The sequence below is a fragment of the Sphingopyxis sp. RIFCSPHIGHO2_12_FULL_65_19 genome (assembly GCF_001830555.1).
GTDB lineage: Bacteria > Pseudomonadota > Alphaproteobacteria > Sphingomonadales > Sphingomonadaceae > Sphingopyxis.
Genome location: NZ_MIAM01000063.1, coordinates 59,579 through 71,216, shown reverse-complemented (window position 1 = coordinate 71,216; position 11,638 = coordinate 59,579). Strand labels below are relative to the sequence as shown.

At 65.9% G+C, this 11,638-nt stretch carries 6 protein-coding genes, 1 tRNA gene and 1 pseudogene; 5 read left to right on the top strand and 3 right to left on the bottom strand.

Annotation, left to right across the window (positions count from 1 at the left end; translation table 11 throughout):
- Together A3E77_RS17250 and A3E77_RS17245 are read left to right on the top strand one after the other, a co-directional pair.
- Positions 1–417, top strand: a pseudogene (locus tag A3E77_RS17250) (hypothetical protein); the annotation flags it as partial.
- Positions 418–495: 78 nt separating this feature from the next.
- Positions 496–571: transfer RNA gene (locus tag A3E77_RS17245), tRNA-Thr, on the top strand.
- 41 nt (positions 572–612) lie between these two features.
- Here A3E77_RS17245 and A3E77_RS17240 read toward each other — a convergent pair.
- A complete protein-coding gene (locus tag A3E77_RS17240; RefSeq protein ID WP_293648173.1) occupies positions 613–1,950 on the bottom strand; it encodes a sigma-54-dependent transcriptional regulator in 1,338 nt (445 codons plus the stop codon).
- Positions 1,947–3,701: a sensor histidine kinase gene (locus A3E77_RS17235; RefSeq protein WP_293648170.1), complete on the bottom strand. Its 1,755-nt coding sequence runs from the start codon at positions 3,699–3,701 to the stop codon at positions 1,947–1,949. Before A3E77_RS17235 ends, A3E77_RS17240 begins: the two co-directional genes overlap by 4 nt.
- Positions 3,702–3,901: 200 nt before the next feature.
- Here A3E77_RS17235 and A3E77_RS17230 point away from each other — a divergent pair, with 200 nt between their 5' ends.
- From A3E77_RS17230 to A3E77_RS17220, 3 genes are all read left to right on the top strand, one after another.
- Positions 3,902–5,242 (top strand): dicarboxylate/amino acid:cation symporter, encoded by a 1,341-nt coding sequence (locus A3E77_RS17230; RefSeq protein WP_293648167.1) that lies wholly within the window; start codon positions 3,902–3,904, stop codon positions 5,240–5,242.
- 38 nt (positions 5,243–5,280) lie between these two features.
- Positions 5,281–8,370, top strand: a complete 3,090-nt coding sequence (locus tag A3E77_RS17225) for a TonB-dependent receptor domain-containing protein (protein ID WP_293648164.1) — start codon at positions 5,281–5,283, stop codon at positions 8,368–8,370.
- A 67-nt stretch (positions 8,371–8,437) separates the two neighbouring features.
- The gene (locus A3E77_RS17220; protein ID WP_458574468.1) at positions 8,438–9,316 is read left to right on the top strand and encodes a DUF4886 domain-containing protein; all 879 of its coding nucleotides are present in this window, start codon (positions 8,438–8,440) and stop codon (positions 9,314–9,316) included.
- 25 nt (positions 9,317–9,341) lie between these two features.
- Here the strand turns inward: A3E77_RS17220 and A3E77_RS17215 are convergent, their stop codons facing one another.
- Complete coding sequence (locus A3E77_RS17215) at positions 9,342–11,567, bottom strand: porin family protein (RefSeq protein WP_293648158.1); 2,226 nt, start codon at positions 11,565–11,567, stop codon at positions 9,342–9,344.
- Positions 11,568–11,638: the final 71 nt, after the last annotated feature.

Sequence of the window (11,638 nt, the reverse complement as noted above, 5' to 3'; positions counted from 1 at the left end):
CAGGCCGCGAGCGTCAGCAATTTCAACCTTGTCGGCGCGGCACAGGTGGGCAAGGCGAGCCTTGCCGGGATGCGTGTGCTGCACCGGCTGTCGGGCCGTGTCCCACTCTGGCCGCTGGACCCGGTGCCGCCGACGGGGCCGCTGCTTGTCGAAATCTATACCAGCCTCGCCGCGCGCGCTGCCGGCCTGCGCCCCGGCCGCAGCAAGATTCGCGATGGCGGCGCGCTCGATGCGGCGCTGGCCGAATTGGGCTCACCGCCCTGCGGCATGGTTGGCCCGGTCAGCGACCACGCCAGCGACGCCTTGCTGAGCGCCGCGTGGCTGCGCTTGATCGCCCACGACGCGGCGCCGTGGAACCCCTCGCCCCTGTCCGACGCGCTGGCCCGAACCGAGGGCTGGACCTTCGGCATCGTCTGATGATTTCCGGCTCGCCGCATTTTCGCGACGTCGGATATTTCCATCCGGCCGAAAAATGCTTAGGGGGCGGTCAGCCGTGCCGGCTTAGCTCAGTTGGTAGAGCAACCGCCTTGTAAGCGGTAGGTCGTCAGTTCGAGTCTGACAGCCGGCACCAGGCGACGCGGGCGGCGGGCGCAAAGCCGCCGCGCGGCCCCGTCATTGCCGATAGCTTTTGGGGTCGATCCCGTGGCGCGCGATCTTGTCGTACAATGTCTTGCGCGGGATCTGCAAAATGGCGAGCGTGGCCGTCATGTCGCCACCCGTGCTTGCCAGCGCATCGCGGATGGCATGCGCCTCGAACTGCGCGATGCGTTCGGGCAGCGTCGGCATCGCCTCGGTCGCCGCAGCCGCTCGCGGCGCGATTCCCAGCACCTCGCTATAGGCAAAATTACGCAGCTCGCGGACATTGCCCGGCCAGTCATGTTCGATCAGGTGGCGGCGGGCGGCGTCGCTCATGCGGAAATCCTGCGCGCCCATGCGTCCGGTCGCTTCCTCGACAAAATGGGCGAACAGTTGCGGGATGTCGGATTTTCGCTCTCGCAGCGGCGGCATCCGCAGCCGGACGACGTTGAGGCGGTAGAATAGATCTTCGCGAAACGTCCCGGCGCGAACCGCCGCGTGCAAGTCGCCGCGCGCCGATGCGACGATGCGCAGATCGACCGATCGAGGCTCGGCCGCGCCGATCGGCTGCACCTTGCGCTCCTCGACGACGCGAAGCAGCGCCGCCTGGATCGCCAGCGGCATGTTGTCGATACCGTCGAGGAACAGGGTGCCGCGATCGGCTTGCTCGATCCGCCCCGCGCGGGCGATCGCGCCATAGCCGGCGGCCGCGCGGTCGTGGCCGAACAATTCGACTTCGGCCAATTGTTCGGGCAGCGCGCCGCAATCCACGGCGACGAAGGGCCGCCCCGACCGCGGCCCCTTGCGGTGGAGCAGCAGCGCGGCGAGTTCCTTGCCAGTGCCGGTTTCGCCCTCGACCAGCACATCGATGTCGGCGCGCGCGATTTGCAGGATGGTGGCGCGAAGCTGCGCCATCGCCGGGCTGTCGCCGATCAGCGGGCTATCGACGCTCGTTTCCGCGGCGGCGCGCAGTATCCGGTTGTCGAGGATCAGACGCCGCGTTTCGAGCGCCTTGCGCACCGACGCAACCAGATGGTCAGTCGCATAGGGTTTGGACAGAAAATCGAAAGCCCCGCCCTTCAACGCGCCGATCGCCATCGGGACATCGGCATGGCCGGTGATGAGAATGACCGGAATATCGGGATCGACCGCCCGGATGCGGGCGAAAAATTCAAGCCCGTCAATCCGCGGCATCCGGATGTCGGTGACGACGGCCCCCGCAAAAGCTTCGTCGATTTCGGCGAGCGCGGCCCCGGCTTCGGCAAAGGCGTGGACCTCGATATCGGCGAGTTCGAGCGACTGGGTGGTCGCGGCGCGCAGGGCGTCATCGTCATCGACGAAGATGACATGCTGGCGGGTGACAAACGCGCTCATGCCCGGCGCACCACCAGCTTGAACGCCGCGCCGCCGATCGGCGAAGCGACATGGTCGAGCGTGCCGCCGAACTCACGCGCGATGTCGCGCGCGATGCCCAGCCCTAGCCCAAGACCATCGGCCTTTCCGGTCACAAAGGGGGTAAAGAGATTGTCGGCGACCTCTGCGTCGACCCCCGGCCCGTTATCCGCGACGATGATGACGATCTCGTCCGCCGCCTGCGTCTCGATCCGGATGCGCGGGTCGCTGCGGCCGCCTAGGGCGTCGAGCGCGTTCTGGAGCAGGTTTACGAGGATCTGCTCCAGCCGGACGCGGTCAGCGATGCAGCGCAGTCCATCGGTGTCCCCGGTCCGTTCGATCGCCACGCCATTTTCGCGAATGCGGTCGCCGACCAGCAACAGCGCGCCGTCGACGACCGGGCCGATCTCGACCGGCCCCATTGTCGGGGTGGTGCGCCGCGCAAAGCTGCGCAATTCGGCGATGATCGCGCCGATCCGCTCGGTCAGCGAAACGATCGTTCCCATATTGTCGCGCGCCTTGGCGGCATCGCCGCGGTCGAGGAATTTCCCCGCATTTTCCGCAAAGCCGCGGATCGCGGCGACCGGCTGGTTGATTTCATGCGCAACCCCTGCCGTGATCTGGCCGATCGTACCAAGCCGGCTCGCCTGCGCCAGCTCCTCGCGTGCGGCGCGGAAACGCCGGTTCGCATCGACCAGGTCGGACGTCCGGGCGGCCACCTCGACCTCCAGCATATGCCGCGCCTCTTCCTGCAACCGGCGCTTTTCGCGCGCCCGAAACACCCAGGTCAACAGCGCGGCCAACAGGATGAAGGCGATCAGGATCGCCGTCCGCGCGGTCGCGTTCGCGCTCGCTTCGGCGGGCGCCAGCGGCTGGAAGGCATAAAGTCGCGCGCCCGCCATCGGAACCGCGATCGCGGCCGCCCGATACTGGGCTCCGGGCCCGGTCCAGCTGTTCCCGTCGCGGGTCAACGGCAGGGGCGCTAGCGGCAGATTGCCAAATTGCAACGCGGCGCGGATCGCGGCGCGGGTCGGCGCGTCGATCGGGGCAAGGGTCCGAAACCGCCAATCGTCGCGGCTGGTAATGATGATGACACCATGATCGTCAGCGACAAATGTCGACAGCGGCTGGCGCGCCCATTCCGCCTCGAGCCGGTCGAACTCGACCTTGACGACGATGACTCCCAGTGTGCGGCCCGCGTCTTCGACGCGGCGCGCCACGAAGAGTCCGGGTCGCCCGCTGACGGTGCCAAGCGCGAACAATTCGGCCCCGCCCTTTGCCATGGCGTCACGAAAATAGGGCCGAAATCCGTAATTCTGTCCCACGAAGCTTTGCGGCTCGCGCCAGTTGCTGGCGGCGATCGTCCGGCCGTCGCGCGCGATGAGGTAGATGACCGCGGCGTCGGTTCGTTCGGCGAGCAGTTCCAGCTTGCTGTTCATCCGGCGTACCGTCGCGGCATCGCCGCCGCCCAGCACGTCGTGGACATCGGGATATTCGATCAGCACCAGCGGGAGCAGCCGAAACTTTTGAAGCTCGCCGGCGAGGCGGCTGGCCGCGCTGCGCGCCTGCTGCGCCGCTGCGACATCGGACGCGACACGGGCATGCTCGCCGGCCCATCCGAAAGCCGCGACCGCGATGACGGCCAGCAACAACCCGGCGAGTGCGGCCGCCCAGCCAAGGCGGCGCCCGGCACCGCGGCTGCGCGAATCAATCGGCTGGGGCGGTCTGATCATTTGTGCGGATTATCGCACAAATCTGGAAATGCTAAGCGGAAAATCACACAAAGCAATATCCCCTACCGATCAAATACGTCATCAATACATTGTTTTTACTATATTTATTGTCAAATCAGAACAAGCTTGGTGCGGCCCGCTTCACACCCATAGAATCGCCCGAAGCAGCGGCGCAAAGCCGTGCCGGGGAGATGGAGCGCATGGCGGCAATCGCAATTCAGGACAGCGGGCAGGCGCCAAAGGGAAGAACCCCCTTCTATCGCCACCTCTATGTCCAGGTGCTCGCGGCCATCCTGCTCGGCGCGATCATCGGCCATGTCTGGCCCAGCTGGGGCGAGGCGCTCAAACCGCTCGGCGACGGTTTCATCAAACTGGTAAAGATGATCATCAGCCCAGTGATCTTCCTGACCGTCGTCACCGGCATCGCAGGGATGAAAGAGATCGCCTCGGTCGGCCGCGTTGCGGGCAAGGCCTTTGCCTATTTCCTCTTCTTCTCGACCCTCGCGCTGATCGTCGGGTTGATCGTTGCCAATCTGGTCCAGCCCGGCGCGGGCATGAACATCGACCCTGCGACGCTCGACGCCAGTTCCATCGCCGATTTCGACAAACAGGCGCATGAAGCCAGCCTGACCGGCTTTCTTCTCTCGATCATACCGACAACCTTCCTGTCGTCGTTTACCGAGGGTTCGATCCTCCAGACGTTGTTCGTCGCCATCCTCTTCGGCGTGTCGCTTTCGATGGTCGGCAAGCCCGCGGAGCCCGTCCTCGACCTGCTGGAACGGGTCGGCATCGTCGTGTTCCGGCTGGTCGGTATCCTGATGCGCGCCGCGCCGATCGGTGCGTTCGGCGCAATCGCCTTCACCATCGGCAAATATGGCCTGGGATCGCTGGTCAACCTGGGGCAACTCGTCGCGACCTTCTACCTCACCTCGCTGATCTTCGTGCTCGGCGTGCTGGGGCTGGTCGCACGGCTCAACGGTTTCTCGATCGTCAAGCTGTGCCGATATCTGAAGGCGGAACTGCTCCTCGTGCTCGGCACCTCCTCGTCCGAAGCCGCTTTGCCCAGCCTGATCGAGAAAATGGAGCGCGCGGGCTGCGAAAAATCGGTGGTCGGACTGGTCGTTCCGACCGGCTATTCGTTCAACCTCGACGGCACCAATATCTACATGACGCTGGCGGCGCTGTTCATCGCGCAGGCATGCAATGTCGACCTGTCGCTCGGCGATCAGGTCGCGTTGCTGCTCGTCGCGATGATCAGTTCAAAGGGCGCGGCAGGGGTCACCGGCGCAGGCTTCATCACGCTTGCCGCGACCTTGTCGATCGTGCCGTCGGTCCCGGTCGCCGGGATGGCGCTGATCCTCGGCATCGACCGTTTCATGTCCGAATGCCGCAGCCTCACCAATTTCGTCGGCAACGCCGTCGCGACGGTCGTCGTCGCGCGCTGGGACAATGCCCTCGACCGCGATCAATTGCGACGGGCGCTCGATGGCGACCCGGCGCCCGGGCTCGCCGCGCCGCCGATCGAAAAAGACATGGATTAAGGGCCGGAAAGGTCTGGAAAATAACAGGGAGGATGACAATGAGAGGTACGAAATCGGCAATGCTGCTGGCGAGCACGGCGATCTGCCTGCTGGCCTGCGCGCCGGCCCAGGCACAAGATGGCGCCGTCGCCGCCCCTGCCCCCGCCGACACCGAAGCCCAGGCCGACGACAGCGAGGCCCCGACCGACATCGTCGTCGTCGGCACCCGCATCGAGGGCGCGCGCGTAACCGAGGCGCTGCCCGTGGTCGTCGTCGGACAGGACCGGATCGACGCGATCGGCGCGGTCAGCGGCGACGAGCTGCTGCGCAACATCCCGCAAATGGGCGATGTCAGCTTCAACCCCGGGAACAATGCCCAGACCAGCAATGCGGCGCGCGGCGACGTGGGATCGGTCAATCTGCGCTCACTGGGCGTCGGCAACGCGCTCGTCCTGCTGAACGGCCGCCGCATCGTCACGCACCCGGCCAGCCAGGGCCTGTCGGATACCGGCACCGTGCCGGTGCTGAGCTATAATTCCAACGCGATCCCGACGACGGGGCTCCAACGACTGGAAGTGCTGCTCGATGGCGCCGCGGCGCTTTATGGCTCGGACGCGGTCGCGGGCGTCGTGAATACCGTGCTCAAGGACAATTATGACGGCCTGCGGCTCCAGGCCCAATATGGCGGCGCCGAAGGAACGCATCTGCGCGAGTTCCAGGGCAATATTCTGGCGGGCAAAAGCTTTGATCGCGGCAACATCACTTTATCGTTTGAATATACCGACCGTTCGGCGCTGCGCGCCGAAGACCAGGACTTCACTGCGTCGGCGAACCTCCGTCCGCTGTTCGCCGACGATCCCGCCTTTGCGGGTTCCTTCACGCCCGATGGCCGCGCGACCCGCGGCGCCTGGCCTGCGCTGCAAGTGCCCGTTACCGGCGGCCGTCCGCGACGCGGCTCGACGAATCTGACCACCGCTGCGGGCTCCTTCACGGTCCGTCCAACCCGTCTTGGCGGCTGCACCCAGCAACTGACCGCTGACCTTTGCCTGGTGAACACCGCGCTCGCGACGACCGGCGCCTTTCGTGACCTGCGTTACGACACGGCCGTCGGGACGACGGTGATGCCCAGCGTGAAGCGATATAATGCCTTCGCCAACGGTCATTACGACCTGACCGACGATCTGACGCTGTTCGGCGAGTTCGGCTATTATCGGTCGAACACCGTTCGCATCCAGCCGCCGGTGATCAACCTCAACCAGATCTGGATTCCGGCCAGCAACTATTACAACCCCTTCGGCGCGGCGACCATCAACGGCCAGCCCAATCCCAATCGCATTCCCGGCCTGACCAACGTTCCCGCCGAAGGCCTGCCCGTGCGGCTCACCACCTATCGATTTGTCGACACCGGGCCGCAGACGGTGAAAGTCAGCGGCGAACAATTGCGCGGCCTGATCGGCGTTCGCGGCGAAACCGCGGGTTTCAAGTGGGACAGCGCTTTCGTCTATTCCGAAGCCTCGGCGGTCGACAGCAGCCTCGCGGTGCGCAGTTCGGCGCTCCAGCAAAGCCTCGCGCTGTCCACCCCCGACGCCTATAACCCGTTCAACGGCGGCTGCATCGACAGCCTGAGTTCGGGCGATTGCACGCCCAGCTCGCAAACGGCGCTCGACGCGATCACCTTCCAACTTCAGCGCCGGTCGAAAACGACCCTGACGATGGGCGATTTCCGCGCCTCGCGCGCCGACCTGTTTGCCTTGCCCGGCGGCGATGTCGGGATGGCGTTCGGCGTCGAAGTGCGTCGCGAAACGCAGCGCGACAATCGCGATTCGGCGGTCGATGGATCGAGCCCCTTCGTCGATGCCGTGACCGGCGATGTCACGATCAGTGACGCGGCCGCGGTCAGCGACAATCCCGACACCTATGGCAAACGCACCGTGGCGGCGGCCTATGCCGAACTCGCGGTTCCCATCGTGTCGGAGGAGATGAACATCCCGCTCGTTCGCCGCTTCGATATCCAGCTTGCCGGCCGTTATGAACATTACAGCGATTTCGGTAGCGTCGCGCGGCCGAAGGTCGCGGCGGCCTGGGACGTCGTCGACGGGTTCCGCCTGCGCGGTTCCTTTTCGCAAGGCTTCCGCGCCCCGAATCTCGAACAGGTCAATGCGGTCGAATATGCGCGGCTGGCGACCAGCCAGGATTTCCTGCGCTGCGAAGTCGATCTGCGCGCCGGCCGGATCGACAATTTCACCGAATGCGGCAACAATGTCGGCTATTCGCGCCGCGTGTCGGGCAACCCCGAACTCAAGCCCGAAAAGAGCAGCAACTATAATCTGGGCGCGGTGTTCGAGCCGACGTTCCTGCCCGCGGACCTCGGCCGGATGACCTTCACGGTCGATTACTGGTCGATCAAACAAAAGGGCATCGTCGGCATACTCGGCAACAACACCGCCGTCGCGCTCGACTATCTGCTGCGACTTCAGGGCTCGTCGAACCCGAATGTCATTCGCGATGCCGCCAATGCGGACGATATCGCCGAATTCGCGGGAACGGGGATCGCGCCGGTCGGTCGGATCATCACGGTGCGCGACCAGTTCATCAACTTGCAGCCGCAGACCGTCCGCGGGCTGGACTTCGCCTTTTATTGGCAATCGCCAAAGACCGATGTCGGCAAGTTCGATTTGTCGGTCAACGCAACGCGGCTGCTCAAATTCTCGCGCGCGCCGGGTGACGCGGTCGACGCGCTGGTCGCGGCGCGCGCGGCTGGCGACATCGACGCCGCGACGCCGCTGCCCGAAACCGAAAATCTGATCGAGGCCAATGGACGTCCGAAATGGCGTGGCACGGCCTCGCTCACCTGGTCGCTCGGCCAGTTCCAGATCGGCGCCTTTGCCCGCTACACCGGCGCGGTTGACGAGACGGGGTTTGTCGATGCCGATGGCAACCCATGGCGCGTGAAGTCGCAGGTGACGGGCAATCTTTATGCCCAAGTCCGTATCCGCGACGACGCCGGGCTGGGCGGCGATATGCGCTGGCGGGTCGGGGTGCGCAACATCACCAACGAAAAACCCCCGCTCACGTCCGAAGGCTATCTGGGCTCGCTCTACAGCCCCTATGGTCGCTATTGGTACACATCGGTCACGACGGAGTTTTGAGATGAAAAACGGGCACGGCATCTGGTTATTGATCGGCGCTGCCGCGCTCGTCGTCGCGCCGGCGGCAATGGCAAAGGAGAGCGCGCCCGCGCCGATCGCCGCCGGCACGGCCCCCTCCGCTCCGACGAAAGCGGCGCCAAAGACGATCCTGTTCATCGGCAACAGCTTTACCCAGGGCGCGCATTCGGCGGCGCGCAACTGGCGCGCGGAAACGGTCACCAACCTCAACAACGCCCGCTATGGCGGGGTGCCCGCGCTGTTCAAGCTGTTCGCCGAACAGGCAGGGCTCGATTACCAGGTCAGCCTGGAAACGCAGGGCGGCAAGTCGCTGGGGTTTCATTATGACGAGCGCCGCCAGCTTTTCGACCGGCCTTGGGACATAGTGGTGCTTCAGGAATTCAGCACGCTCGACCGCGACAGGCCGGGCGATCCGACGCGCTATATGCACAATGTCGACCGGCTCGCCGCGCTGTTCAAGGCGCGCAACCCCGCCGTCGACATCCGGCTGGCGTCGACGTGGACGCGCGCCGACCAGACCTACAGACCCGGCGGGCATTGGTATGGCAAGCCGGTGACCGCGATGGCCGACGACCTCCGCGCCGCGGCCGACCGCGTACGCGCCGCCAATCCGTCCGTGGCGGGCATCGTGCCGGTCGGCCAGGCCTGGAACCGCGCAATGATGACCGGCGTCGCCGATCCGAACCCCTATGACGGCATTACTTATGGTCAGCTCGACCTGTGGGCGTATGATCATTATCACGCGAGCGTCGCGGGCTCCTATCTGTCCGCGCTCGTGACCTTCGGCGCCGTCACCGGCATCGACCCGACGACACTCGGCGCCAACGAACAGGGGGCCGACGAACTGGGACTGTCGGACGCGCAGGCGGCGGCGTTGCAACGCGTCGCCCGCGACCAACTGCAAGACAGCAAATCCGGGTCGCGCTAAGCCCGCAGCGTCATCGCGCCCAAGGCTAAAAGCGTTTGCGAACGGTGATTTGCACCGTGCGGCCGACCGGATCGACCTCATATCGTTCATAGCCCGGCGGGGTGCGGCCATCGTCCAGCGTCGCGCGGCGATAGGCGTCGAACAGATTGCCGATGTCGAAGGAAAGCTGGAGCCCCGCAAGCCAGCGCGGCGGGTCCGCGCCTTTCATCAACTGTGCGGGTTCGGCGTGCAGCCGCAGGTTCATCAATGCCAGCGGCCGAAAACGATAGTCGCGCCCGCCGGCCATGCCGCTATCGCGAAGCCGGAAACCGCTCTGCCAGTTTGCATCGATTGTGGCGCCGAAACCGGCGCGCCCGGCGACGATCTGAAATCCGACATTGTGCCGCGACTGCGCCGTGCCGCCGCGCAGGCGGTCGATCGGCGGCGCGCTGGCGCTGGTGACAAGTTCGCTGCGCAGGGCCCAGCCGTGGTTCAGCGTGACCGACAGATTCCAGGCCTTCGCTGCCGCATTCGGCGCGGCGGCATCGGCGGCGCCCTTTGCACCCGACGCAAAGGACAGGGTCACACCGCTGTCCAGCCGCTCGGTCGTGTCGCGAACGATTCGGATCGCCCGCGCATCGACACGCGTCAGCCGCCCGGCCGCGTCGCGGACGAACCGGTCGGGAAACGCCCGTTCGACCGCCTGCGTCACGCCGGGAAAGCCGCCGGCCCCGCCGGTCGAAACCCGTTTGCGATATTCGACCGACAGCATCAGCAGTTGCGGGCCGAACGGACGCAACGCGGCGCCGACCGCATATGTCCGGCGCCGTCCCGCGCCGAGGTCAGGGTTGCCGCCGGTCACCCAGATCGGCTCGGCCACCTCCTGCCGCGCAAAATCATAGACCCGCCGCACCTCCTCGCGATAGGGCGCGTTCAATTGTTCGATTCCAGGCGCCAGCCGGGCAAAGCTGGTCGTGGCATGAAGCCGGAGCGCGCGGACGGGGCTCCAGTTGGCGCCAAGGTCGACCCGGGGCTGCGCGGGTTCCTGAGGTCCCAGCGCCACGCTCGCGGCGAGATCGAACGACAGATCGCCGAGGAACGCCAGCACGCCAGCCTTGCGGTTCGCCACCGGCACGCCGAGCGCGAGCCGCCCGTCATAACGGTCGCGGCCCGACCGGACGGTCGATTCGCGCGCCGTCGACCCGTCCACGTAACGGCTCCACGACCGATTGCGGTTCATGCCCATCGACAGATTCACGGCCAGCGGTCCCGCGGGCAGCGCGTCGATGGCCTTGCCCAGCGTCAGCCGTGCCGCCAAATTTTCCCCGCGCGATCGCGTGCGGTTGGTCGCGATTCCGGTGCTCAAGGCATCGTCGGGCTGGTCGATCCGGCCGGTCGACCAGTCGCGCGTGTAATTGGCGTTGAGCGCCGCGCGCCAGCCCCCGGACGAACCCGACAATGTCATCGCGAGGCCCAGATTTTTGGAAGCCTGCCGGCTCAGCAAGCTGTCTTCGCCCGCGTCGCCGCCGATTGCGATCCCCAGCCCCTGCCGGCTGCTGTTCGTCCCGGCGTTGAGGTTGAACGATCCCGCCAGCGGCCCGATCGGCCGCGAAACACCAAGCGTGACCGATAATTGGCGGGTGGCGGGCAGGAGCGACAGGAAGTCGTCGGGATTCGCGCGGCCCGCCGCAGCCCCCGCATTGGGGTCAGCCGGAACGCGCGAACTGCGCCGCAGTGCCGTTTCCCCCGACAACCGGACCTGCGCATTCCACCGGGCCTTGCCGTCGATGACGAACCGCCCGACCGACGCATTGCCGCCTCGACGTCCGCCCGCGGTCGGCAGCTTCACCCCGGCCTGCGCCTCCCACGACACGAAATGCCGTTTGAGCACGAGATTCACGACGCGCCGGTCGCCCGCATAGCCATATCGGCCAGCGGCTTCAGGAGGAAGGATGCCAAGCCGCTGGAGCGCGGCGGGGGGGTATCCGGCAAGGTCCTGGATCGTGTCGACCCGTTCGCCATTGATCAACAGTATCGGTTGCTCGTCGGGACGACCTGTCATTCTGGCAATGGCGCGCACCAGATCGCCGATCGAATAGGCGCCATAGGCCGCGATCTGCTGTTCGTTCAATTCGGTCTCTGGCTCGACCAGCGCCTCGCCATAACGGGCGGTGACGACGATCTCCTCATCGTCACCGACCGTCACCGCTTCGCCGCTGATCCCGGCCGGCGGGCTGTTTCCGCCCTGGTCCTGCGCCGTGGACAGGCCCACGGACCAAAGCCAGGAACAGCCCAGAACCGCCGCAAGACCCAAACGGTCAAAGCGGAATGTCCAAGGCACAT

Coding starts and splice junctions, on each gene's coding strand:
- A3E77_RS17240 (WP_293648173.1), bottom strand. CDS start 1,950: ATGAGCGCGTTTGTCACCCGCCAGCATGTCATCTTCGTCGATGACGAT.
- A3E77_RS17235 (WP_293648170.1), bottom strand. CDS start 3,701: ATGATCAGACCGCCCCAGCCGATTGATTCGCGCAGCCGCGGTGCCGGG.
- A3E77_RS17230 (WP_293648167.1), top strand. CDS start 3,902: ATGGCGGCAATCGCAATTCAGGACAGCGGGCAGGCGCCAAAGGGAAGA.
- A3E77_RS17225 (WP_293648164.1), top strand. CDS start 5,281: ATGAGAGGTACGAAATCGGCAATGCTGCTGGCGAGCACGGCGATCTGC.
- A3E77_RS17220 (WP_458574468.1), top strand. CDS start 8,438: ATGGCAAAGGAGAGCGCGCCCGCGCCGATCGCCGCCGGCACGGCCCCC.